The sequence below is a fragment of the Bradyrhizobium sp. cir1 genome (assembly GCF_014198245.1).
Lineage (GTDB): Bacteria > Pseudomonadota > Alphaproteobacteria > Rhizobiales > Xanthobacteraceae > Bradyrhizobium.
In genome coordinates this window covers 606,377-629,497 of record NZ_JACIHE010000001.1, presented here as the reverse complement: position 1 = coordinate 629,497, position 23,121 = coordinate 606,377, and the positions used below count along the sequence as shown (strand labels likewise).

The 23,121-nt window shown below is 64.8% G+C and carries 20 protein-coding genes; 12 read left to right on the top strand and 8 right to left on the bottom strand.

Going from position 1 to position 23,121, the window contains the following annotated elements; genetic code table 11:
- Positions 1 to 131 precede the first annotated feature (131 nt).
- Positions 132 to 3,941: a DUF3971 domain-containing protein gene (locus GGD63_RS03030; protein ID WP_183239688.1), complete on the top strand. Its 3,810-nt coding sequence runs from the start codon at positions 132 to 134 to the stop codon at positions 3,939 to 3,941.
- 192 nt (positions 3,942 to 4,133) lie between these two features.
- On the opposite strand, the gene GGD63_RS03025 is transcribed toward GGD63_RS03030, so the two are convergent.
- From GGD63_RS03025 to tyrS, 6 genes are all read right to left on the bottom strand, one after another.
- Complete coding sequence (locus GGD63_RS03025; RefSeq protein ID WP_183239400.1) at positions 4,134 to 5,828, bottom strand: methyl-accepting chemotaxis protein; 1,695 nt, start codon at positions 5,826 to 5,828, stop codon at positions 4,134 to 4,136.
- A gap of 58 nt (positions 5,829 to 5,886) precedes the next feature.
- Entirely contained in the window at positions 5,887 to 6,066 is a 180-nt protein-coding gene (locus GGD63_RS39940) for a hypothetical protein (protein WP_210315602.1), read from the bottom strand.
- Positions 6,067 to 6,097: 31 nt separating this feature from the next.
- On the bottom strand, positions 6,098 to 7,792 hold the full coding sequence (locus GGD63_RS03020; RefSeq protein ID WP_183239399.1) for a methyl-accepting chemotaxis protein: 1,695 nt from the start codon (positions 7,790 to 7,792) through the stop codon (positions 6,098 to 6,100).
- Positions 7,793 to 8,153: 361 nt separating this feature from the next.
- Positions 8,154 to 8,597, bottom strand: a complete 444-nt coding sequence (locus GGD63_RS03015; RefSeq protein ID WP_183239398.1) for a DoxX family protein — start codon at positions 8,595 to 8,597, stop codon at positions 8,154 to 8,156.
- Between the two features lie 218 nt (positions 8,598 to 8,815).
- Entirely contained in the window at positions 8,816 to 10,087 is a 1,272-nt protein-coding gene (locus GGD63_RS03010) for an MFS transporter (protein ID WP_183239397.1), read from the bottom strand.
- Between the two features lie 56 nt (positions 10,088 to 10,143).
- Positions 10,144 to 11,397, bottom strand: coding sequence for a tyrosine--tRNA ligase (gene tyrS / locus GGD63_RS03005; protein ID WP_183239396.1), 1,254 nt, complete (start codon positions 11,395 to 11,397; stop codon positions 10,144 to 10,146).
- A gap of 165 nt (positions 11,398 to 11,562) precedes the next feature.
- Between tyrS and GGD63_RS03000 the strand changes: the two genes are divergently transcribed.
- The 3 genes from GGD63_RS03000 (at position 11,563) to GGD63_RS02990 (ending at position 13,775) form a co-directional block, all read left to right on the top strand.
- Positions 11,563 to 12,666 carry an anhydro-N-acetylmuramic acid kinase gene (locus GGD63_RS03000; protein ID WP_183239395.1) on the top strand — a complete coding sequence of 368 codons (1,104 nt, stop codon included), beginning with the start codon at positions 11,563 to 11,565 and terminating at the stop codon, positions 12,664 to 12,666.
- 97 nt (positions 12,667 to 12,763) lie between these two features.
- Positions 12,764 to 13,441, top strand: coding sequence for a glutathione S-transferase family protein (locus GGD63_RS02995; RefSeq protein ID WP_183239394.1), 678 nt, complete (start codon positions 12,764 to 12,766; stop codon positions 13,439 to 13,441).
- Between the two features lie 10 nt (positions 13,442 to 13,451).
- Positions 13,452 to 13,775 (top strand): multidrug efflux SMR transporter, encoded by a 324-nt coding sequence (locus GGD63_RS02990; RefSeq protein WP_183239393.1) that lies wholly within the window; start codon positions 13,452 to 13,454, stop codon positions 13,773 to 13,775.
- 61 nt (positions 13,776 to 13,836) lie between these two features.
- Here the strand turns inward: GGD63_RS02990 and GGD63_RS02985 are convergent, their stop codons facing one another.
- On the bottom strand, positions 13,837 to 14,484 hold the full coding sequence (locus GGD63_RS02985; protein WP_018641706.1) for an alpha/beta hydrolase: 648 nt from the start codon (positions 14,482 to 14,484) through the stop codon (positions 13,837 to 13,839).
- A gap of 341 nt (positions 14,485 to 14,825) precedes the next feature.
- Here GGD63_RS02985 and GGD63_RS02980 point away from each other — a divergent pair, with 341 nt between their 5' ends.
- The 8 genes from GGD63_RS02980 to GGD63_RS02945 all read left to right on the top strand — a co-directional run bounded on the left by GGD63_RS02980 (position 14,826) and on the right by GGD63_RS02945 (position 22,399).
- The gene (locus tag GGD63_RS02980; protein ID WP_183239687.1) at positions 14,826 to 15,965 is read left to right on the top strand and encodes a cysteine desulfurase family protein; all 1,140 of its coding nucleotides are present in this window, start codon (positions 14,826 to 14,828) and stop codon (positions 15,963 to 15,965) included.
- A 114-nt stretch (positions 15,966 to 16,079) separates the two neighbouring features.
- On the top strand, positions 16,080 to 17,576 hold the full coding sequence (gene sufB / locus GGD63_RS02975; RefSeq protein ID WP_183239392.1) for a Fe-S cluster assembly protein SufB: 1,497 nt from the start codon (positions 16,080 to 16,082) through the stop codon (positions 17,574 to 17,576).
- A 61-nt stretch (positions 17,577 to 17,637) separates the two neighbouring features.
- Entirely contained in the window at positions 17,638 to 18,387 is a 750-nt protein-coding gene (sufC, locus tag GGD63_RS02970; RefSeq protein ID WP_183239391.1) for a Fe-S cluster assembly ATPase SufC, read from the top strand.
- A gap of 10 nt (positions 18,388 to 18,397) precedes the next feature.
- A complete protein-coding gene (gene sufD, locus GGD63_RS02965; RefSeq protein WP_183239390.1) occupies positions 18,398 to 19,720 on the top strand; it encodes a Fe-S cluster assembly protein SufD in 1,323 nt (440 codons plus the stop codon).
- Complete coding sequence (locus GGD63_RS02960; RefSeq protein WP_183239389.1) at positions 19,717 to 20,964, top strand: cysteine desulfurase; 1,248 nt, start codon at positions 19,717 to 19,719, stop codon at positions 20,962 to 20,964. Before sufD ends, GGD63_RS02960 begins: the two co-directional genes overlap by 4 nt.
- Positions 20,961 to 21,332, top strand: coding sequence for an SUF system Fe-S cluster assembly protein (locus GGD63_RS02955; protein ID WP_018641712.1), 372 nt, complete (start codon positions 20,961 to 20,963; stop codon positions 21,330 to 21,332). The genes GGD63_RS02960 and GGD63_RS02955 overlap by 4 nt, the downstream gene beginning before the upstream one ends.
- A gap of 49 nt (positions 21,333 to 21,381) precedes the next feature.
- Positions 21,382 to 21,780, top strand: coding sequence for an iron-sulfur cluster assembly accessory protein (locus GGD63_RS02950; RefSeq protein WP_026311794.1), 399 nt, complete (start codon positions 21,382 to 21,384; stop codon positions 21,778 to 21,780).
- 184 nt (positions 21,781 to 21,964) lie between these two features.
- Positions 21,965 to 22,399: a TfoX/Sxy family protein gene (locus GGD63_RS02945; RefSeq protein WP_183239388.1), complete on the top strand. Its 435-nt coding sequence runs from the start codon at positions 21,965 to 21,967 to the stop codon at positions 22,397 to 22,399.
- Positions 22,400 to 22,527: 128 nt separating this feature from the next.
- Here the strand turns inward: GGD63_RS02945 and fabA are convergent, their stop codons facing one another.
- Positions 22,528 to 23,058 (bottom strand): bifunctional 3-hydroxydecanoyl-ACP dehydratase/trans-2-decenoyl-ACP isomerase, encoded by a 531-nt coding sequence (fabA, locus tag GGD63_RS02940; RefSeq protein ID WP_183239387.1) that lies wholly within the window; start codon positions 23,056 to 23,058, stop codon positions 22,528 to 22,530.
- Between the last annotated feature and the right edge of the window lie 63 nt (positions 23,059 to 23,121).

Genomic DNA, 23,121 nt, shown 5'->3' with positions numbered 1-23,121 from the left:
CGCCCTTGGCTGGGCAAGTCTGACGACGCCGGAGTATGGTTACAAGGAATTCCACGCACCACCCCACTGCTCGTTGCACGCGCTCCCGGGGCGAAATGACGAACAGCAGGAATATTCGAGGTATGGCGGCAATGCCGGGGCGGGGAGCTTCGATCCCCGTCGATGGCTGCGGCCCCGGCGGCGCGCAATCCCACAATGGGCGCCTGTATCGAGAGGCAATGGCAAGGAATACGTCGCCCCAGGATTACAATCGGGATTTCGATCGGCGCGGCGGCCAACCTGAGCCGCAGGAATGGGACGAGGCCGACTGGGATCCGGATCAGGAAGCGGCGGCGGGCCATCGGGCGCGCCGGCTGCTGTCGCGTTCCAATTCGGGCTTCCATCGCTTTGGTGACGGATTCGGGTCGATGCGCCGCTGGCTGGGCGGCGGTCGCTGGTTGAAGCGGCTGGCTGTCGTCGTCGGCGCCCTCATCGTCATCTTCGTCGGTTGTTTCGGTGCGCTGTGGTGGCGGCTCGGTGCCGGGCCCATCAATCTCGACATCGCGACACCCTGGCTTGCCGCCGCCATCGAGGACAATATCGGCCACGGCAATACGGTTGAGGTCGGCGGCACCCAGATCGAGCGCGCCGGTCGGGTCCGTATCGCCGTGCGCATCCGCGACATCATCGTGCGCGACCAGGACCATGCCATCGTCGCCACCGCGCCGAAAGCCGAGGTGAGGCTGTCGGGCGCGGGCCTGCTGATGGGGCACCTGCGCGCGGAAAGCCTCAATCTCGTCGACGCCGAGCTCGCGATCCGCATCGCGCCCGACGGCACCGTCACGGTCTCGGCCGGCGACACCGCAAAACCGCTGGCAACCGGCGTCGCCTCCAAGAAGGACGCCGGCCTGCCGCCGACATTCCCGCGCAATGGCGTTCCGCCGCCGCCATTCGCCGCGGCGCCCGCGGGCCAGGATCCATCTCAAGCCGCATCGCAAGGCGCGCCCCAGGCGAGCGCGCAGAGCGGAATTCTCCAGGGCCTCGACTGGCTCGACAGCTTGAGCATGACCGGCCTCGATGGTCAGAACCTCAACGAGATCGGCCTGAAGAACGGCAATCTGATCGTCGACGATCAGCAGCGCGGCAGCAAATGGAGCTTTGAGAACATCACGCTCAGCCTGCGCCGGCCGAGCCAAGGCGGCGTCGCGCTCAGCCTCGGCGAAGAGGGCGCGCGGCCGTGGATGCTGCGCGCGACGATCGGTCCCGCCGAGAACGGCGTGCGCTCGGTCGACATCAAGGCCGACAAGGTCTCGACCTCCAACATCCTGCTGGCGCTGCGGGTCAAGGATCTCACCTATACGGCCGACCTGCCGCTGACCGGGGAGCTCAAGGGCGAGCTCGGCCGCGATGGCGTGCCGACCTTCTTCCGCGGCAAGATCGCGGTCGGCGCGGGCAACATCATCGACACCGACACGCCCGACTATCCGATGGCGATCGATTCCGCCGAGATCAATGTCGAGTGGGACGCCAATCGGCGGGTGCTGGTCGCACCATTCAAGATCCTCTCCGGCGCCAACCGCCTGACGCTTCTGGCCCATCTCGAGCCGCCCAACGGCAACATCAACGACTGGCAGCTCGGGTTCAGCGGCGGATCGATCCTCCTCGGCGGCATCGACAACGAGCCGCCGCTCGTCTTCAACCGCATCGCGATCGGTTTCCGCTTCGATACCGACCACAAGCGCCTGTTGCTGACGCAGGCCGACATCTCCAACGGCGAGATCGGCGTCGCCGGCACCGGCGCCATCGATTATTCGGGCGAGCCGCGGCTCACTCTCGGTTTTGCGGGAACGCCGATGTCGGCCTCCGCGCTCAAGCGGATGTGGCCTACGCTGATCGTCCCCGAATTGCGCGAATGGGTGATCGAACGTATCGAGCGCGGCACGCTGCAGCGCATCGAGATCGGCATCAACTCGCCGGTGAAGAACCTTCCCCGCAAGGGGCCGCCGATCCCCGACGACGGCCTGTCGGTCAACATCGTCGCGAGCGGCGTCGCGGTCCGTCCGGTGGATGGCATGCCTGTCGTGCACGATGCCGACCTCAAGGCGCGCGTGACCGGACGCACGGCGACGGTGAATATCGGGCAGGGCATCGCCGACACGCCAGCCGGTCGCAAGATCACGATCTCCGACTTCACCTTCGAGGTGCCTGACATGGCGCCGAAACCGTCGCCGTCGCGGACCAAATTTCGCGCCGACGGGCCGGTGCCGGCAGCGGCCGAGATTCTGTCCAATGATCGCCTGAGCGATCTGTCGGCGACCTTCGTCGATCCCAACACCAGCAAGGGCACGTTCTCGGCGAACATCCAGCTTGGCCTGCCGGTCAAGGGCGAACTGACCAAGGCCGACACCACTTATGCCGTCACCGCCGAGCTCAACGGCTTTGCCGCCGACAAGCTGGTGATGAACCAAAAGCTGGAAGGCAACAACCTCAAGATCGTGGCCAATAACCAGGGCTATCAGGTCAAGGGCGACGTCAAGATCGGCGGCCAGGCGGCATCGCTCGACTACCGCAAGCCGGCCGAGGGCGATGCTGATGTCCGCTTGCAGGCGACGTTGGACGATGCGAGCCGCGCGCGCCTGGGCTTCGATCTCAGCCCCGCCGTCAGCGGCTCGTTGCCGATCAAGCTGTCGGGCAAGATCGCCGGCGGTCCGGACCAGACGACGAAGCTCGGCGTCGAGGCCGACCTGACCTCGGTCAAGCTCGACAATATCCTGCCCGGCTGGGTCAAGCTGCCGGGCAAGTCCGGCAAGGCCAGCTTCAAGGTGGTGCCGACGGCGCAGTCGACCCGCTTCGAGGACATCGTCATCGAAGGCGGCGGCGCCTCGATCAAGGGCTCGCTCGAACTCGATCCGAATGGCGACCTCCTGAACGCGAACTTCCCGACCTATGCGCCGTCCGACGGTGACAAGGCGTCGTTGAAGGTCGAGCGCAGCCAGGATGGCGTGGTGCGCGGCACCATGCGCGGCGACGTGTTCGACGGCCGCGGCTTCCTGAAGTCGGCGATCTCAGGCAATTCCAGGGACGACAAGAGCAAGCTGAAGAACATCGATTTCGACATCGACGTGAAGCTCGGCGCGGTCGCCGGCTTCAACGGCGAGGCGATGCGCAGCGTCGATGCCAAGATGTCGAAGCGCAGCGGCGCCATCAAGGCCTTCACGCTGAGCGGCAAGATCGGCCGCGACACGCCCGTTGCGGCTGACCTGCGCGGCGGTCGCGCCCAGGGCAACCGCGAGGTGATCTATCTCCAGACCAACGACGCCGGCGCGCTGCTGCGATTCACCGACACCTACACCAAGGCGGTCGGCGGTCAGATAGTGGTGGCGATGGAGCCGCCGACGTCGGAGCCGAACACCTCGCGCGAGGGCCTCATCAACGTGCGCGACTTCACCGTGAAGGGCGAGGCGCAGCTCGAGCGCGTCGCCGCGGGCGCGCCCAACGGCACCGGCAACGGCGTCTCCTTCAGTGCGCTGCGCGCCGAGTTCACCCGGCAGAACGGCGCGCTCACGATCCGCGACGGCGTGGTCAAGGGGCCGATGATCGGCGCCACCATCGAGGGCTCGATCGACTATCCCGGCAACCAGGTGTGCATGAGCGGCACCTTCGTGCCGATGTATGGCTTGAACAACATGTTCGGACAGATTCCCGTCCTCGGGTTGTTCCTTGGCGGTGGCGACAAAGAGGGACTGATCGGCGTGACCTACGAGGTCGTCGGCACGCCGGCGGCGCCCGTGATGCGCGTCAATCCGGTCTCGGCGATGGTGCCGGGCGTGTTCCGCAAGATCTTCGAGTTTAATACCGGCAAGCAGAACACGCCGTTCGAGGAATTCCCGTCGCAGTCGAGCGACGGCTCGACCGGCTCGACGCGCCAGCTGTCGAGCGGATGTAGCCTGACGCGGCGATAAGCGCAGGGCTGCCTTTATAGCTCGCACAAAATCAGCTTGATTGCGGCCACGAGGCAAGGTGCGCTCCCTCTCGCGCTTGCGGGAGAGAGTCGGGGAGAGGGTGTCTCTGCAGAGAGACTCCCAACGAGGAGAAAACCCTCGCCCGGCGCTTTGCGCCGACCTCTCCCGCAAGCGGGAGAGGGGAACGAGCCCCTACGCCGCGCGCACGCCCTTCAGGAACGTCCCGACTTCGCCTGAGAGCTGCTCGGCCTGCTTGGAGAGGTTGGAGGCGGCGGCGAGGACCATGCCGGCGGCGTTACCGGTCTCATTGGCGGCGGTCGAGACGCCGCCGATATTGGTGGTGACCTCCTTGGTCGCCTCCGCGGTCTGCGAGACACTGCGGGCGATCTCGGCGGTGGCGGCGCCTTGCTCCTCGATGGCAGCTCCAATCGAGGTGGCGATGCGGCTGACCTCCTCGATGGTGGCGGTGATGCCGCCGATGGCGTCCACGGCCTCCTTGGTGGCGCCCTGGATCTGGGCGATCTTGTCGCCGATCTCGCGGGTGGCCTCTGCGGTCTGACTCGCCAGCGACTTCACCTCGGAGGCGACGACGGCAAAGCCGCGGCCGGCCTCGCCGGCACGCGCCGCCTCGATGGTGGCGTTGAGCGCGAGCAGGTTGGTCTGGGCGGCGATGTTGGAGATCAACTCGGCGACGTGCTCGATCTGCTGGGCGCCGTCGGAGAGCGCGCGCACGATGGTGTCGGTGCGGCGCGCGCTGTCTACGGCGCGGCCGGTCACTTCGGCCGACTGCGCGACCTGGCGGCTGATCTCGGTGATGGAGGAGGAGAGCTCTTCGGCGGCCGCGGCGACCATCTGGACGCGCTGGCTGGCTTCGGTGGCGGCCGAGCCGACTACGGCGGCGCGGCGATTGGTGCCCTCGGCGGTCGACGACATCGATTTGGCGGTGGTCTCGAGCTCGCCGGAGCCGGAGGCCATCAGGCCGACGAGCTGGCCGACGGAGGCATCGAAACGATCGGCAAGCGCAATCAGGGCCTCGCGCTTCTCCTGCTCGCTGCGCGACTTGGCCGCGACCTGCTCGACTTCCAGATTGCGTGCTGTGAGCGAGGTCTGCCGGAGCACTTCGAGCGTCTCGGCCATGCGGCCGATCTCATCGCCGCGGTCGGTCTCTTCGACCGGGTTGTCGATGGCGCCTTCAGAAATCGCCTGCATGCGGTTCTTCTGGCGGTCGAGCGCGCCGAGCACGTCGCGAGCGATCAGCCACGACAGCGTCGCCATCAGCAGCATCAGGCCGACGCCGATCGCAGCGAGCTCCAGCGTCAGAGCGCGCACGTCGGCGTCGATGTCGTCGACATAAAGGCCGTAGGCGATTGCGACGTTCCAGGGCGCAAAGTAGCGAGCGAATACCAGCTTGCGAACCGGAACGGTCTCGCCCGGACGCGGGAAAAGATAGGACAGGATGGCGCCTTGAGGCGCCTGCCTCGCCGTGTTGACGGTGGCATCGCCGATCACAATGCCATTGGCATCCTTGATGCCGTTGTTCTTGCCCTCGAGCTGAGGCGCGCCGCCATTCATCATGACAGTTGAATCGGCGGTGTAGACGACGGGATAGCCTTGGCCGCCATTGAACTTCATCTGCCGGCCGCGCAGCTTGAACTGGGCTTGCGCATCGGCGAGCGTCATCTTGCCGGCCGCGACCTCGTCATGGAGCGATTGCGCGAAACCGTGCAGCAGATCGACCGCCGTCTGCATCTGGCGCGCGCGATCGTCGAGCATGCGGGTCTTGCTGAGATAGGCCGATGCAACGATGAGCGCGGTGACCGTGAGCGCCGCAAGGCAGACCATGCTGGCGAGCTTGGTGCGGATTTTCAGGTGGCTGAGCAGCGTCATGACGGCCTCGGGAACGGTTGTAGAATGCTAGTTCTCGCGTAGCCGTATCAGGAAGTTCTTACCATTCCTGAACGCAGGGGATGGCGCGTTCAGGTGCGCCGCAATCCGCGCAGCCGTGGACACGCATATGCAGGTGGAAGGCCGACGCCTGCGGCGACGTGTCCAGAAAAATAGGGATCGTGATCGTGCTTACGCGGTCGAGCGCCAGCTTAATCGATGCATCGATTCGTCGATGCATCGTCGTGTTCGAGCCAGAGATGTCGCGCGGCTCACGCCGCGCGCACGCCCTGCAGGAACGTCCCGACCTCGCCGGAGAGCTGCTCGGCCTGCTTGGAGAGGTTGGAGGCCGCGGCGAGCACCATGCCGGCGGCGTTGCCGGTCTCATTGGCGGCGGTGCTAACGCCGCCGATATTGGTGGTGACCTCCTTGGTGGCTTCCGCCGTCTGCGAGACGCTGCGGGCGATCTCGGCGGTGGCGGCGCCTTGCTCCTCGATGGCAGCTCCAATCGAGGTGGCGATGCGGCTGACCTCCTCGATGGTGGCGGTGATGCCGCCGATGGCGTCCACGGCCTCCTTGGTCGCGCCCTGGATCTGCGCGATCTTGTCGCCGATCTCGCGGGTTGCTTCCGCGGTCTGGCTTGCGAGCGACTTCACCTCGGAAGCGACGACGGCAAAGCCGCGGCCGGCTTCGCCGGCACGCGCGGCCTCGATGGTGGCGTTGAGCGCGAGCAGGTTGGTCTGCGCCGCGATGTTGGAGATCAACTCGGCGACGTGCTCGATCTGCTGGGCGCCGTCGGAGAGCGCGCGGACGATGGTGTCGGTGCGGCGCGCGCTGTCCACGGCGCGGCCCGTGACCTCGGCGGACTGTGCGACCTGGCGGCTGATCTCGGTGATGGAGGAGGAAAGCTCTTCGGCGGCAGCGGCGACCGTCTGGACGCGCTGGCTGGCCTCGTTGGCGGCCGAGCCGACCACGGCGGCGCGGCGGTTGGTGCCTTCAGCGGTCGAGGACATCGACTTGGCGGTGGTCTCGAGCTCACCGGAGCCGGAGGCCATCAGGCCGACGAGTTGGCCGACGGAGGCATCGAAGCGGTCGGCAAGTGCAATCAGGGCCTCGCGCTTCTCCTGCTCGCTGCGCGACTTGGCGGCGACCTGCTCGGCCTCCAGATTGCGTGCTGTGAGCGAGGTCTGCCGGAGCACTTCGAGCGTCTCGGCCATGCGGCCGATCTCATCGCCGCGGTCGGTCTCCTCGACCGGCTGGTCGATCGCACCTTCGGAAATCTCCTGCATGCGGTTCTTCTGGCGGTCGAGCGCGCCGAGCACGTCACGGGCGATCAGCCAGGACAAGGTCGCCATCAGCAGCATCAGGCCGACGCCGATCGCGCCAAGCTCCAGCGTCAAGGCGCGCACGTCGGCGTCGATGTCGTCGACATAGAGGCCGTAGCTGATGGTCACGTTCCAGGGCGCGAACTTGCGTGCGAACACGGTCTTGCGGAGCGGCTCGGTCTGGCCGGGACGGGGATAGAGATAGGAGGTGACGCCGCCCTGCGCGGTCTCGCTGCCAGCCTTGATGATGGCGTCGGCGATCAGCACGCCGTTGGAATCCTTGGCGCCGGTGATCTTGCCTTCGAGCTGCTGATTGGCGCCGTTCACGACGAGTGAGCCATCCTGATTGTAGACCACCGGATAGCCCTGGTTGCCGTTGAAGTTCATGCGGCGGCCGCGCTGGTGGAACAGGCTCTTGGCCTCGGCCTGCGTCAGCTTGCCTGCGGCAACCTCGTCCTGGAGCGATTGTGCGTAGTTATGGAGCAGCTCCACCGCGGTCCGCATCTGCTGGACGCGGTCCTCCATCATGCGGCTCTTGCTGAGCACGGCCGATACGCCGATGATGGCCGTCACCGTGAGCGCCGCTAGGCAGACCATGCTGGCGAGCTTGGTGCGGATCTTCAGATGGCTGAGCAGCCTCATCGCGGCCTCTACGAATGGTTGTTATTGCTCGCATCGGTAGCATGAAGTTCTTACCAATCATGAATGGACGCATGCGACGCGCCGCCGCGCACAGCAGCTTTCGCAGCCGGATGCGCAATCCTGCAGGCAAATCGTCGCATTTTGGCGTCCGCTGATGCGGACTGCCCGGAAAATCGATCTTGGACTTTGGTAGCTACAGGGTGGAGCCGGACCCGCAATGAATCGATTCGTTCATCGCATCATCATGTCCATGCTGCTCGTCGCGGCCCTGGTTCTCATCTGGAACGTGCTGGGGACGCGTTGAAACGGCACCGGCGGGTCTGCCGGTGCCGTCCTGCTTGCGAGGTGATCTGCAGGCGCCTCAGCGTTGCGCGAACGCGCCGCCGGCTGCGCCGCTCTCCTTGCCCATCGCGGCATCGACGCTGATCGGACCGCCGCCGGCGGCCGACAGGTAGAGGCAGGCGAAGCAGAACAGGATCGCCGCGGTGCCGCCATTGATCAGCGGCAGGAACACCGGCGCTTCGCCCCTGAACATGTGGCCCATGAAGTAGGCGAACGCCATTTCACCCGAGAGGATGAACGCGGCGAGGCGCGTGAACAGGCCGATCATCAACAGCCCGCCGACCACCAGTTCGAGCGTTCCGGCCGCGCCGTAGAGCGACATCAGTTCGACTTTTGCGAACATCGGCACAGGCGGGAACTTGAACAGTTTGGCGATGCCGTACTGGAACAGCAAGAGGCCGGTGATGAAGCGAAACAGGCTCAGGAGAACCGGTTGAAAGCGAGAGAGAAAAGGAAAGTCCATTGGTTTGCCCTCCATCCAATGCAGCGACTTGGACCGCATTCGGTTCCTCCTCGCAAGCCACCCAGCATCAATTCGGCGCTGACATTTTTGTCATGTCGGACATAACACCGCAGGCGGGGGTTTCAGCCGCGTGTGAACCGCATTTTTGCGCGTGTTGGCACCCGTCCCGTCCGTAATTTTCCGGTGACGGAAATGCGATCAGGTAACCTCTGAGATACCTAGCGCCGCAAGGCGGGCACAATCAGGAATGGAATCATTCCGAGGATCACGCTCGCAAGTGCGAAAGCGAGCAGCGCGTTGTAGCCGTGGCTTGCGTCGTGGATCAGGCCGCCGCTCCAGGAGCCGAACGCCGAGCCGAGGCCACTGCCGATCGAGATCGTGCCGTAGATGGTGCCCATCCGCTTGCCCTGGAAAATCCGCATCGCGGTCGCGCTGATCAGCGGACCGCGCGAGCCCATCATGCTGCCGAAGCAGACGACGAAACCGGTGAGCAGGAAAATGTTCGGCCAATACTGCAGCAGCCAGAGCAGGACGATGCCGAGGATCGAGATCGCGTAGCTCAGCAGCACGGACGGCCGGCGTCCGATCAGCCCGTCGAGCGCGGAGACGCCCAGCATCCCGAACACCAGCACGACGCCGGAGAAGCCCCAGGCGGTCGCGGCCTGGAGCGGCGGGAAGCCGGCATCGATCAGATAGGCCACGATCTGCGCGGCGATCGCATACATGCCGACGGCGGTGAAGAAGAAGGTCGAGAACAGCGCCCAGAAGGCGTGGTGGCGCATCGCGCCGAGCAGCGTCCAGCCGTTGTCGACGAAATCAGGATCGGTCTTCTTCACGACATGCGGCGAGCCCGCGGCGAACAGCCGCCACGGCAGCAGCAGCAGCGGTACCAGCAGGCCCAATGCGGCGAAGCCGAACAGCTGGTAGGTGCCGCGCCAGCCGATGTGATCGATCAGCAGCTGCGAGGCCGGCAGCAGCGCCAGCACGCCGCCGCCCATCGCCGAATACACCACCGACATCGCGGTCGGCAGGCGCCGCCCGAACCAGCGGCCGAGCAGGATCGAGTTCGGCACGATGCCGATGAAGGCGACGCCGATGCCGACGCAGAGGCCGATCGAGAGCTGGAATTGCCACAGATGCTGCGCGTGCGCCGCGATCAGGAAGGCCGCGCCGAGCAACAACAGGCCGAGCGCATAGACGATGCGCGGTCCGGAATGATCGAACAGTCGTCCGACGAAGGGGGCGGTGAGACCGCTCGCGAGCCAGGTGAGCGAATAGACCGAGACGATCTGCGCGCGGTCCCAGCCAAAACTCTCAGAGATCGGCTTCAGAAATACCGTAAAGCTGTCGCCGAGCCCGCGTCCCAGTACGGCCAGCGTGAAGCAGAGTGCGAGCACGGTGAGCGCGATGCGTACGGCACCTTGCGGTGTCGCCGCGATATCGTGCTTGGATGCTTCCCGGCTCGTTTCCCTGGGCGTGTTCTGGTCCATTGCTCATCAGGGAGCGCGCATCCGTGCGCCCTGACAAGCATCAAAAGCTCATACGCCTATGCAGGCTTGATGAGGACGTGCTTCTTCTTGCCGAACGACAGCTTGACCACGCCTTCCGGCGTCAGATTGGCCGCTGATAGCGCCATCTTCTCGTCGGTGACGGGCGCGTCGTTGACGCGCAGGCCGCCGCCCTTGATCTGGCGCCTGGCCTCGCCATTGGAGGCAACCAAGCCCGCCTTGACGAAGGCGTTGAGCACGCCGAGCCCTGAGTCGAGTTCGCCGCGCGGAATTTCCACCGTCGGGAGACTCTCTGCGAGCGCGCCTTCCTCGAAAGTGCGGCGCGCGGTTTCGGCGGCTTCGTTCGCGGCGTCGCGGCCGTGCAGCAGCGCGGTCGCCTCGGTCGCGAGCACCTTCTTGGCCTCGTTGATCTCCGAGCCGCCGAGCGCCTCGAGCTTCTTGATCTCAGCTATCGGCAGCGTCGTGAACAGTTTCAGGAACTTGCCGACGTCGGCGTCCTCAGTGTTACGCCAGTACTGCCAGAAGTCATAGGGCGAGAACTGGTCGGCATTGAGCCAGACCGCGCCTTGCGCAGTCTTGCCCATCTTGGCGCCCGACGCGGTCGTCAGCAGCGGCGTCGTCAGCGCGAACAATTGATGGGTGCCCATGCGGCGGCCGAGATCGACGCCCATGATGATGTTGCCCCACTGATCGGAGCCGCCCATCTGCAATTTGCAGCCGGTGCGCTTGGCGAGCTCGACGAAGTCGTAGGACTGGCAGACCATGTAATTGAACTCGATGAAGCTCATCTCCTGCTCGCGCTCGAGGCGCAGGCGCACGGAGTCCATGGTCAGCATGCGGTTGACCGAGAAGTGGCGGCCGACGTCGCGCAGCATCTCGATCCAGTTCAGCCTGGTCAGCCACTCGGCATTGTCGAGCATGATGGCGTCGCTCGCACCAGTGCCGTAGCGCAGCACCTTTGCGAACACGCCGCGGATCGATTCCTTGTTGGCCTCGATCTCGGCGACGGTGCGCATCGCGCGCGTCTCGTCCTTGCCGGAGGGATCGCCGACCATGGTGGTGCCGCCGCCCATCAGCGTGATCGGCTTGTTGCCGGACTGCTGCAGCCAATGCAGCATCATCATGGTCAGGTAGTTGCCGATGTGCAGCGAGCGGGCGGTGCAATCGTAGCCGACATAGGCGGTCGCCTCGCCCTTGGCGGCGAGGGCGTCCAGCCCCTCGAAATCGGAGCACTGGTGGATGAATCCACGTTCCTGCAGGGTGTTGAGGAAATCCGATTTAAATGCAGTCATCTGTCGGCGCGCCTGACAATTCTTGGTTTACTGTTTCGGGAGCAATTTAAGGGTCTTCCGGGGGAACTCGGTTGCTGCCCGCCACTTGGCGCTGTGGCATTATAAGATGTGTCCCTCTGGCACAAGATCGGCATGCCGGAGGGGGTCTTTTGAGGACGCTGATCCATGATGTTGACGGCACTCGGTTTGATGAGCGGCACCTCGCTGGACGGGGTCGACGTCGCGCTGATCGAAACCGACGGAAAGCAGGTGAAGGCGTTCGGGCCGTCCGGCTACCGGCCCTATAGCCCGGCGGAGCGCAACCTGCTGCGCCAGGCGCTGAGCGAGGCGGTGCACCTGTCGCAACGCGATGCCCGGCCGGGAAGCCTCGCCGAGGCCGAGCGCGTGGTGACTCTGGCGCATGCCGAGGCTGTGGCCGCCTTTGTCGCCCAGAACCGGATGAGGCCGGAGGACATCGACATCGTCGGTTTCCATGGCCAGACCGTGCTGCACCGCCCTGAGAAGCGGCTGACGGTGCAGATCGGCGATGCGTTGGCGCTGGCCAGGGCGATCCATATTCCCGTGATGCACGACTTCCGCGCCGCCGACGTCGAGGCCGGCGGGCAGGGCGCCCCGCTCGTACCGGTCTACCATCGGGCGCTCGCCAATTCGCTGGAGCGCGAGGGGCCGATCGTCGTGGTCAACATCGGCGGCGTCTCCAACATCACCTATATCGACGGCAACGATACGCTGATCGCCTGCGACACCGGGCCGGGCAATGCGCTGCTCGACGATTTCATGTACCGCACCATGAACCAGGCCTTCGACGCGGAAGGCAAGTTCGCAGCGCTCGGCAAGGCGGATGAAGCCTGGATCGCGCGCGCGCTGCAATTGCCGTTCTTCGCAAGCCCGCCGCCGAAATCGCTCGATCGCAACGACTTTACCGCGCTCAAGCTCGGCGACGTGGCGCCGGCCGACGGCGCAGCGACGCTCACCGCCTTTACCGCTGCTGCGATCGCCCGAATCATCCCGCTGCTGCCACGCCGGCCGCGGAGCTGGATCGTCTGCGGCGGCGGCGCCCGCAACCTCACCATGCTGCGGATGCTGCGGGACCGTGTGGGCTCGGCCACCGTCGAGGCCGCCGAGACCCTCGGCTGGGCCTCCGACGCCATCGAGGCGCAGGCCTTCGGCTTCCTCGCCGCACGCGGCCTGAAAGGCCTGCCGCTGTCCTATCCGACGACCACGGGCGTCCCGATGCCGATGACCGGCGGGGTGATTGCGCGGCCCTGAGGTCACGGTCGATTGATGCAGATGCATTGATCTTGACGGGTGCATGCAAATGCATTTATCTTGAATGCAGTTGCATCGAACCACCGGGATCGCCGCCATGACTGCTTCACTGAAACTGGTCAGCCACAAGCTTTGCCCCTATGTGCAGCGCGCCGTGATCGCGCTGAAGGAGAAGGGCGTGCCGTTCGAGCGGATCGACATCGATCTCGCCAACAAGCCCGACTGGTTTCTCAAACTGTCGCCGCTCGGCAAGGTGCCGGTGCTGGTGGTGACGACGGAGAAGGGCGAGGTCGCGCTGTTCGAGAGCAACGTGATCTGCGAGTACATCGAGGAGACGCTAAGCGGCGCGAAGCTGCATCCGGCGGATGCGCTCAAACGTGCCGAGCACCGCGCCTGGATGGAGTTCGGTTCGGCAATCCTGGGCGATCTCTGGGGGCTGGAGACGACGACGGATCCGGCGACGTTCGACAGCAAGCGCCAGGCGCTTGCGGCGAAATTCGCGCGTGTCGAAGCGGCGCTCGGCGCAGGCCCGTTCTTTGCGGGCGATGCGTTCAGCCTCGTCGATGCCGTGTTCGCGCCGATCTTCCGCTACTTCGATTTGTTCGATGAATTGACTGACCACGGCATCTTCAACGATGTGCCGAAGGTGCGCGCCTGGCGCGCCGAGCTCGCGAAGCGTCCGAGCGTCCGCACTGCTGTCGGCGAAGACTATGCGCAATTGCTGCGCGCCTTCCTCGTCCGCCATGACGCGCATCTGCTTAAGCTCGCGGCCTGAGCGCGCGCCGATGTCGTCCTCTGTGGCCTGGCTGATGCTGGTGATCGCCGGCGCGCTCGATGTCGGCTGGGCGATCTCGATGAAATATGCGGAAGGCTACACGCGCGCGGGCTGGAGCATCGCCTCGCTGGTGCTGCTCGCCGCCTTCGTCTTCCTGCTTGGGCGTGCTTTGAAGGTGCTCGAGGTCGGCGTCGCCTATTCGGTATGGACCGGCATTGGCGCGGCCGGCACCTTCGTCATGGGCGTCGTGCTGTTCGGCGAGACCTTGAGCGCGATGAAGCTAGCGGGCATCGCGCTCGTCTTGATGGGGATCGTCGCGCTCAAGCTGGCTTAGAGCATGATCCGGAAAAGTGCGAAGCGGTTTTCCGATAAGATCATGCTCAAAACATTGCGCCTCAGCGCACGTTCGCGAGGCGCATGTCCAGATACGCGGTGATGGTTTCCATCAGCGGCTCGAGCTTGGCGTCGAAGAAGTGGTTGGCGCCGGGGATGATCTGCTGGTCGATCACGATGCCCTTCTGCGTCTTCAGCTTCTCGACCAGCGTGTTGACGTCCTTCGGCGGCACCACCGCGTCCTTCTCGCCATGCACGATCAGACCCGACGACGGGCAGGGCGCGAGGAACGAGAAGTCGTAGAGGTTGGCCGGCGGCGCGATCGAGATGAAGCCTTCGACCTCGGGACGGCGCATCAGGAGCTGCATGCCGATCCAGGCGCCGAAGGAGAAACCGGCGACCCAGCAGGCGCGCGCTTCGGGATTGATGGTCTGCGCCCAGTCGAGGGCTGCCGCCGCATCCGACAATTCGCCGGTGCCGTGGTCGAACGAGCCCTGGCTGCGGCCGACGCCGCGGAAATTGAAGCGCAGCACCGAGAAGCCGCGATGCGCGAAGGCGTAGTAGCACTGGTACACGATCTGATGGTTCATCGTGCCGTGGAACTGCGGATGCGGGTGCAGGATCATCGCGATCGGCGCGTTCTTCTGCTTGGCCGGGTGATAGCGGCCTTCGAGACGGCCGGCGGGGCCGGCGAAAATGACTTCAGGCATCGATGATCTCTTGATTGATGTGCTGGCGCGAGGATCCTCGGCAATCAACCGATTGTGGCTTCATCGGCGGATGCCGACGAAAGCGCGAATGAAGGGTGAGAAGGCGTGCGCCTCGCGGTGATGCGCAAACGGCGCGCGGTGACTTGACGGTGCGCGTTCTAACATGGGCCGAGGGGCAAAAAGCAAGCATCTTGAACATCGGCCAATGGGCTCAAGGCGTTAGCGCGTCATGGACGTGTCACCGGGACGCGCGGGTCCGGAATCAGGTTGCCAAGGGCGCGGCCGCGGCCCATGTCGGGCGGGAGGCGGGCCTCTGTGAATATAAGGTAATATATTACTCTATGCCGACCCGGGTGTATCTCGACTGGAATGCGACGACGCCGCTTCGCCCCGAGGCGCGCGCCGCGATGCTCGCGGCCTGGGACCTGCTCGGCAATCCCTCCTCGGTCCATGCCGAAGGGCGCGAGGCACGGCGGCTGGTCGAGGACGCCCGTGCCGCGCTCGCGGCTGCGGTCGGCGGGCTGCCGCGCAATGTCGTCTTCACCTCCGCTGGCACCGAGGCCAATGCGCTGGCGCTGTCGCCTGGTCTGCGGGGACCGGCGGGTAGCCCCGTCGAGCGGCTGCTGGTCTCCGCCGTCGAGCACGCCTCGGTGCTGTCAGGCGGCCGGTTCCCGGCGGACAGGATCGGCCATGTCAGGGTGATGCGCGCCGGCGTGGTCGATCTCGATCATCTGAAGGCGCAGCTCATGGATGGACCGCCCGCGCTGGTCTCGATCATGGCCGCGAACAACGAGACCGGCGCGCTCCAACCGGTCGCGGAGGCGGCACGGATCGTTCACGAGGCCGGCGGCCTCCTGCACGTCGATGCGATCCAGGCGCTCGGAAAAATCGCGTTCAATATTAACGAGATAGGCGCCGACCTTGCGACCTTTTCTGCGCACAAGATCGGCGGTCCCAAGGGTGTCGGCGCGCTGGTCGTGGTGGAAGGGATTGCGGGGCTGGAGCCGTTGCTGAGAGGGGGCGGGCAGGAGCTCAATCGCCGCGCGGGAACCGAGAACGTCGCGGGCATCGCCGGCTTCGGCGCCGCCGTAAAGGCCGCGCTTCAGGCTCTGCCGGAGGATGCGCAGCGGATGGCAACCCTTAGAGATCGCTTGGAAAATGGCATCAAGGCGATCGCCGGGGCGACGATCTTCTCGGATGATGCGGCGCGGTTAGCCAATACCACTCTGTTCACGGCGCATGGCCTCAAGGCCGAGACTGCCGTAATCGGCTTCGACCTCGAAGGGATTGCGGTATCCTCCGGCTCCGCCTGCTCCTCGGGAAAGGTCCAGCCGTCCCATGTGCTGTCGGCCATGGGGTACGACCCCGCCGTGGCCCAGGGAGCGGTGCGCCTCAGTCTGGGCTGGTCCACGGAAGCTGAGGACATCAATCGGGCGTTAGAGGCTTGGCGAAAGCTCGGTAATACCCTACTTAAGGGCTAAGGTGACGAAACACGGCTTGAACGGTTCTAAGCACGTGCTTTCCGCCCAGAAACATCGTAATAGTCGTCCAAGTTTGATCCACCGCGGTCCTTGAAACCGCGAGCGGAGGATGGAATGCCAGCCGTACAAGAGACGGTCGAGCGCGTGAAGCGCATCGACGTCGACCAGTATCGTTATGGGTTTGAGACCCTGATCGACTCCGAGAAGGCCCCGAAGGGTCTGTCGGAAGAGATCGTAAAATTCATCTCACAGAAGAAGAACGAACCCGCCTGGATGCTCCAGTGGCGGCTTGAGGCGTATCGGCGCTGGCTGACCATGCGTGAGCCGACCTGGGCGCGCGTCGAGTATCCCAAGATCGACTTCCAGGACATCTACTATTACGCAGCGCCGAAGCCGAAGAAGGCGGTCTCGTCCCTGGATGAGATCGATCCGGAGATCCTGAAGACCTACGAGAAGCTCGGCATCCCCTTGCGGGAAGTCGCCATGCTCGAAGGCGTGGAGCCGAAGGTCGGCGAGGAAGATCCGGCCCGCCGCAAGATCGCGGTCGATGCTGTCTTCGATTCGGTCTCGGTCGCGACGACGTTCAAGGCGGAGCTGAAGAAGGCCGGCGTGATCTTCATGCCGATCTCGGAGGCGATCCGCGAGCACCCTGAGCTGGTGCAGAAATATCTGGGCTCGGTGGTTCCGACCTCGGACAATTTCTACGCGACGCTGAACTCGGCGGTGTTCTCCGACGGCTCGTTCGTCTACGTGCCGCCGGGCGTGCGCTGCCCGATGGAGCTGTCGACCTATTTCCGCATCAACGAGCGCAACACCGGGCAGTTCGAGCGCACGCTGATCATCGCCGACAAGGGCTCCTACGTCTCCTATCTCGAAGGCTGCACCGCGCCGCAGCGCGACGAGAACCAGCTGCATGCGGCCGTGGTCGAACTCGTCACGCTCGACGATGCCGAGATCAAATATTCGACGGTGCAGAACTGGTATCCCGGCAATTCGGAAGGCAAGGGCGGCATCTACAATTTCGTCACCAAGCGTGGCGACTGCCGCGGCAACAATTCCAAGATCTCCTGGACCCAGGTCGAGACCGGTTCGGCGATCACCTGGAAATATCCGAGCTGCATTCTCCGCGGCGACAATTCGCGCGGTGAGTTCTACTCGATCGCGATCTCGAACGGCTTCCAGCAGGTCGATAGCGGCACCAAGATGATCCATCTCGGCAAGAACACGTCGAGCCGCATCATCTCCAAGGGCATCGCCGCCGGCAAGTCGCAGAACACCTATCGCGGTCTCGTCACCGCGCACCGGAAAGCGACCGGCGCGCGCAACTTCACCGCCTGCGACTCGCTGCTGATCGGCGACAAATGCGGCGCGCACACCGTGCCGTACATCGAGGCGAAGAACTCGTCCGCGACGTTCGAGCACGAGGCGACGACCTCGAAGATCTCCGAGGACGTGCTGTTCTACTGCATCCAGCGCGGCCTTTCGCAGGAAGAAGCGGTCGGCCTCGTCGTCAACGGCTTCGTCAAGGACGTGCTGCAGCAGCTGCCGATGGAGTTCGCGGTGGAAGCGCAGAAGCTGATCTCGATCTCGCTTGAAGGGTCGGTTGGCTGATCGCCGACCCCGGCGGCGCGCTCCGGCGCTCCAACATCAATTGAATAGACTGGATACCAAGATGGCTTTGCTTGAAGTGAAAGACCTGAAGGTTCGCGTCGAGGAGCGTGAGATCCTCCACGGGCTGACGCTGACCGTGAACGAGGGCGAGGTGCACGCGATCATGGGGCCGAACGGCTCCGGCAAATCGACGCTCTCGCACGTCATCGCCGGCAAGCCCGGCTACGAGGTCACCGACGGCCAGATCCTGTTCAAGGGCGAGGACCTCCTCGAGATGGACCCGGACGAGCGCGCCGCCAAGGGCGTGTTCCTGGCATTCCAGTATCCGGTCGAGATCCCGGGCGTCGCCACCATGACGTTCCTGCGTACCGCGCTGAACGCGCAGCGCAAGGCGCGCGGCGAGAGCGAATATTCGACCCCGGACTTCCTGAAGAAGGTCCGCGAGGTCTCGAAGTCGCTGAACATTCCGCAGGACATGCTCAAGCGCGGCGTCAACGTCGGCTTCTCCGGCGGTGAGAAGAAGCGCAACGAGGTGCTGCAGATGGCACTGTTCGAGCCCAGCCTGTGCATCCTCGACGAGATGGATTCCGGCCTCGACATTGACGCGCTGCGCATTGCGGCCGACGGCGTCAACGCACTGCGCTCGCCGGGGCGCGCGATGGTCGTCATCACCCACTATCAGCGGCTGCTGAACTACATCGTCCCTGATTTCGTGCACGTGATGTCGCGCGGTCGGGTCGTGAAGAGCGGCGCTAAGGATCTGGCGCTGGAGCTGGAGGCGTCCGGCTACACCCAGTTCGAGGACGCGTAAGGAATTTGCGATGAACGTTGCTGTGGCAAAGACCGGGAACGGCCGCGCGGTGAGCGATCTCTTCGCCAGCGCTGAAGGCCGCTTGCCGGGTTCGCCGGGAGTGGCAGCAGTGCGCCGCGAGGCGTTCGAGACCTATGAGCGTCTCGGCCTGCCGCATCGCCGGATCGAGGAATGGAAGTACACCGATCTGCGCGCGCTGGTCGGCGAGGTGCTGCCGCTGGCAGCCAGTCCCGATGCGGCCGCGCTGAAGCGCGCCGCGGAAGCGGTCAAGGCGCATGCGTTTGAAGGCGCCCGCAAACTGGTGCTGGTCGACGGCGTGTTCACGGCCGAGCTCTCCGACGTGAAGGCGCTCGCGTCCGAGGTCAGCATCAAGACGCTGCGCGAGGTTCTCACGAATGAGGCCAATCCCGCCGCCGGCGATCTCCTCCAGACTGTGTCGAGCGATGCGGTCATCTCGCTCAATGCGGCCCTGGCGACGGACGGCGTTGTGGTCTCGGTGGCTGACGGCACTCATTTGTCCGCGCCGATCCAGGTCATTCATGTGGCGACGGCGGCTGGTGCGTCCGCGTTCACCCGCTCGCATCTGCGGATTGGCAAAGGCGTGCGTGCCACTGTCGTAGAGAGCTTCGTCGCAGCCGGAAAGGCCGGCGGCTATCAGGTCAACGATGCGGTGATCCTCTGGGTCGGAGCAGACGCCGACCTCGCGCATATCCGCCTGATGGACGATGCGCCCGACGCGGTGAACGTCTCGTCGCACTTCGTCACTGTCGGCGCCAATGTGAAGTTGAACTTCTTCAACATGACGACGGGCGCGGCGGTCAGCCGCCTGCAGGGCTTCATTACGTTCTCGGGCGAGGGCAGCGAGCTCTCGGCCAACGGTGTGAACCTGCTGCAGAAGACCGAGCATGGCGACACCACGCTGGTGGTCGACCATGCCGTGCCGAATTGCGTCAGCCGCGAGACCTTCCGCGCTGTGATCGACGATCGCGCCCATTCGGTGTTCCAGGGCCGCATCATCGTCCGTCCCGACGCGCAGAAGACCGACGGCAAAATGATGACCCGGGCGCTCTTGCTCTCGGACGAAGCCGAGGCTGACAACAAGCCCGAGCTGGAAATCTTTGCCGACGACGTCTCCTGCGGCCACGGCGCCACCGCCGGCGCGCTCGATGACAGCCTCTTGTTCTATCTGAAGGCACGCGGCCTGCCGGAGAAGCAGGCCCAGGCGCTGCTGATCCAGGCCTTCGTCGGTGAAGCGATCGAGCAGATCGCCGATGACGGTTTGCGCGAGCACGTGATCGGCATCGCCGAGCGCTGGCTGGAGCGGCGGTCATGAGCACGCATCCGGCAGTCAAGAACGGCGCCTATGACGTTGCGCGCGTGCGCCAGGACTTTCCCGCGCTCGCGATGCAGGTCTACGGCAAGCCGCTGGTCTATCTCGACAACGCCGCCTCGGCGCAGAAGCCGCAGTCGGTGCTCGACCGCATGACGCGGGCCTATACGAGCGAATACGCCAACGTGCATCGCGGCCTGCACTACCTCGCCAACGCCGCGACCGAAGCTTATGAGGGTGGCCGCGCCAAGGTCGCGCAGTTCATCAACGCGCCGCGACCTGAGGAAGTGATCTTCACCCGTAACGCGACGGAAGCGATCAATCTGGTCGCCTCGTCCTGGGGCGGGCCGAACATCGGGGAAGGCGACGAGATCGTCATCTCGATCATGGAGCACCACTCCAACATCGTGCCGTGGCATTTCTTGCGGGAACGCCAGGGCGCCGTGATCAAGTGGGCGCCGGTCGACGACGAGGGCAATTTCCTCATCGACGAGTTCGAGAAGCTGCTGACATCGAAGACCAAGCTGGTCGCGATCACGCAGATGTCGAATGCGCTCGGCACCATCGTGCCGGTCAAGGACGTCGTCAGAATCGCCCACGGCCGCGGGATTCCCGTGCTGGTCGACGGCAGCCAGGGCGCCGTGCATATTCCGGTCGACGTCCGGGACATCGGCTGCGACTTCTACGTCTTCACCGGCCACAAGGTCTATGGTCCCACCGGCATCGGCGTGCTCTGGGCCAAGTACGATCACCTGGTCGCGATGCGCCCCTTCAACGGCGGCGGCGAGATGATCCGCGAGGTGTCGCGCGAGGTCGTCACCTATGGCGATCCCCCGCACAAGTTCGAGGCGGGCACGCCCGCGATCGTCGAGGCCGTCGGCCTTGGCGCGGCCATCGACTACGTCAATTCGATCGGCAAGGAGCGCATCGCCGCGCATGAGCACGATCTCGTCACCTACGCCCAGGATCGGCTCCGCGAGATCAACTCTTTGCGGCTGATCGGCACGGCACGGGGCAAGGGGCCGGTGATCTCCTTTGAGCTCAAGGGCGCGCATGCCCACGACGTCGCCACCGTGATTGACCGCCAGGGCATCGCCGTGCGCGCCGGTACCCATTGCGTCATGCCGCTTTTAGAGCGGTTCAACGTCACGGCGACATGCCGGGCCTCGTTCGGCATGTATAATACGCGGGAAGAAGTCGATCATCTGGCACAGGCGCTGCTGAAGGCGCGGGATTTGTTCGCATGAGTGACACGGCCGAAATCAAAGCCAATCCGATGGAGACCCATTCGGCGCTGCCGCCGGAGGAGACCGAGCGGCTGACCCGCGAGATCATTGCCGGACTCAAGACCGTGTTCGACCCGGAAATCCCGGCCGACATCTACGAGCTCGGCCTGATCTACAAGGTCGAGATCAAGGACGACCGCTCCGTCGATGTCCAGATGACGCTGACGACGCCGAACTGTCCGGCCGCCGGCGAGCTGCCGACCATGGTCGAGAACGCGGTCGCCAGCGTCCCCGGCGTCGGGGTGGTCGACGTCAAGGTCGTCTGGGAGCCGCCGTGGTCGCCCGAGCGCATGAGCGACGAGGCCCGCCTTGTCCTCAACATGTGGTGACGGTCTCAACGCGCATTGAATTCGTTCTGCAACGGACCACATAAATAACATGACCCAGGCAACACCAGCATCCTCACCAAAACCCCGGCGGCCGCGCCCGCAGGTGATGCGGTTGACGGATGCAGCTGCCCAGCGCATCACCGAGCTGACCCAGCGTGCGGACTCCGAGATCGTGGGCTTGCGCGTCGGCGTGAAGAACGGCGGCTGCGCCGGTCAGTCCTACACGGTCGAATACGCCCACGAAATCCGCCCGACCGACGAGGTCGTCGAGGACAAGGGCGTCAAGATCCTGGTCGATCCCAAGGCCGTGCTGTTCCTGCTCGGCACCGAGATGGACTACAAGGCCGACAAGATGCAGGCCCAGTTCGTCTTCAACAATCCCAACCAGGTCTCCGCCTGCGGCTGCGGCGAGTCGGTCGAGCTGCGGCCGGCCAAGATCGACGGGTAAGCTCGGCGCTCTCGTTTCACTCCGCTGTCGTCCTGGCGGAAAGCCAGGACCCATACCGCGTGATCTCTCGGTGATGGGCGGTGTCAGTACCAACGCTGGCGTGACGGGCAGTCTTCGTTAAACTCCTCCCTGGGGTAATGGGTCCTGGCTTTCGCCAGGACGACGGTGGGGAGAGAGTTGGGCCATGGACCGCGAATTCCTGATCGACCTGTTCGCCGATTTTGGCCCCGTCACCATCCGAAAAATGTTCTCCGGCTACGGCATCTCCGCCGACGGCACCAATTTCGCGCTGTCGCTGCGTGCCGGCCTGTTCTTGCGCGCCGACGAGGTGACCATCCCGGACTTTGAAGCCGAAGGCTCAAAACCGTTCCAGTATTCGACCCGCGCCAAGACCGTGGTGGTCAACTCCTACTGGGAGCTGCCCGCGCGCCTGTTCGACGATTCGGCGGAGCTTGCCCAATGGGCGAGGGCGGCGCTCGCCGCCGCCCAGCGTGCCAAGGTGAAGAAGCGGCCGAAGGCGAAGAAGGGGGCGAGCAAGCCAGCGAAAAAGGCAACGGCGAAGAAGCCCGCTGCCAAGAAGCGTTCGGCCAAGAAAGCAACCAGGAGAACGGTGCGGTAGGGTGGGCAAAGCGACTTGTCCGCCGAAGCTCGTAGAGCGAAGGCGGAAGCGTGCCCCATTCCTTGCGCCGGCCCTGATGGTGGGCACGGCGCTTGCGCGCCTTTGCCCACCCTACGAGACCTGAGACTTCAATCCGCGGCCTTGGTCAGGCCGACCCTCATGTCCTTGGCCGTGAAGATGCAGGTGCCGTCGGCAAGCACGCGGCCGTCGGCAATTCCGAGCACGAGCTTGCCGCGCCGGACCATGCGCATCGCGACCTCGTAGTGCACGCGCTTTGTGTCGGGTGTGATTTCGCCCGTGCATTCGACTTCGCCGACGCCGATGGCGCGGCCCTTGCCGGGGGAGCCCGACCAGCCGAGCCAATAGCCGATCATCTGCCACATGGCGTCGAGCCCCAGGGACGGCGGCATCAGCGGGTCGCCGCGAAAGTGGCAATCGAAGAACCAGTGGCCTGGTATGACGTCGAGTTCGCCGACGATATGGCCCTTGCCGAATTCTCCGCCGTCAAGACTGATCTCGGTGATGCGGTCCATCATCAGCATCGGCGGGGCCGGCAATTGCGCATTGCCCGGGCCGAAATAGCCGCCTTCGCTCGATCTCAGCAGTTCGTCCCTGGTGTAGGACGGTTGCGGCGTGTGGAAGTCATGGGGATTGGGCAAGACGCAAGGTCCTCGCGGTCAGGCGGCGAGGAACATGTCGGTCGTCAGTCTGGAATGTCAAGC

Excerpts from the sequence above, each read along its gene's own strand:
- GGD63_RS02950 (WP_026311794.1), top strand. The coding sequence starts at position 21,382 with ATGACCCAGGCAACACCAGCATCCTCACCAAAACCCCGGCGGCCGCGC.
- sufB (WP_183239392.1), top strand. The coding sequence starts at position 16,080 with ATGCCAGCCGTACAAGAGACGGTCGAGCGCGTGAAGCGCATCGACGTC.
- GGD63_RS39940 (WP_210315602.1), bottom strand. The coding sequence starts at position 6,066 with ATGCATCGACGAATCGATGCATCGATTAAGCTGGCGCTCGACCGCGTA.
- GGD63_RS03025 (WP_183239400.1), bottom strand. The coding sequence starts at position 5,828 with ATGACGCTGCTCAGCCACCTGAAAATCCGCACCAAGCTCGCCAGCATG.
- sufC (WP_183239391.1), top strand. The coding sequence starts at position 17,638 with ATGGCTTTGCTTGAAGTGAAAGACCTGAAGGTTCGCGTCGAGGAGCGT.
- GGD63_RS02960 (WP_183239389.1), top strand. The coding sequence starts at position 19,717 with ATGAGCACGCATCCGGCAGTCAAGAACGGCGCCTATGACGTTGCGCGC.
- GGD63_RS03000 (WP_183239395.1), top strand. The coding sequence starts at position 11,563 with ATGATGTTGACGGCACTCGGTTTGATGAGCGGCACCTCGCTGGACGGG.
- GGD63_RS03010 (WP_183239397.1), bottom strand. The coding sequence starts at position 10,087 with ATGGACCAGAACACGCCCAGGGAAACGAGCCGGGAAGCATCCAAGCAC.
- tyrS (WP_183239396.1), bottom strand. The coding sequence starts at position 11,397 with ATGACTGCATTTAAATCGGATTTCCTCAACACCCTGCAGGAACGTGGA.
- GGD63_RS03030 (WP_183239688.1), top strand. The coding sequence starts at position 132 with ATGCCGGGGCGGGGAGCTTCGATCCCCGTCGATGGCTGCGGCCCCGGC.
- GGD63_RS02945 (WP_183239388.1), top strand. The coding sequence starts at position 21,965 with ATGGACCGCGAATTCCTGATCGACCTGTTCGCCGATTTTGGCCCCGTC.
- GGD63_RS02990 (WP_183239393.1), top strand. The coding sequence starts at position 13,452 with ATGTCGTCCTCTGTGGCCTGGCTGATGCTGGTGATCGCCGGCGCGCTC.
- GGD63_RS02995 (WP_183239394.1), top strand. The coding sequence starts at position 12,764 with ATGACTGCTTCACTGAAACTGGTCAGCCACAAGCTTTGCCCCTATGTG.
- sufD (WP_183239390.1), top strand. The coding sequence starts at position 18,398 with ATGAACGTTGCTGTGGCAAAGACCGGGAACGGCCGCGCGGTGAGCGAT.
- GGD63_RS03020 (WP_183239399.1), bottom strand. The coding sequence starts at position 7,792 with ATGAGGCTGCTCAGCCATCTGAAGATCCGCACCAAGCTCGCCAGCATG.
- GGD63_RS02955 (WP_018641712.1), top strand. The coding sequence starts at position 20,961 with ATGAGTGACACGGCCGAAATCAAAGCCAATCCGATGGAGACCCATTCG.
- GGD63_RS03015 (WP_183239398.1), bottom strand. The coding sequence starts at position 8,597 with ATGGACTTTCCTTTTCTCTCTCGCTTTCAACCGGTTCTCCTGAGCCTG.
- GGD63_RS02985 (WP_018641706.1), bottom strand. The coding sequence starts at position 14,484 with ATGCCTGAAGTCATTTTCGCCGGCCCCGCCGGCCGTCTCGAAGGCCGC.
- GGD63_RS02980 (WP_183239687.1), top strand. The coding sequence starts at position 14,826 with ATGCCGACCCGGGTGTATCTCGACTGGAATGCGACGACGCCGCTTCGC.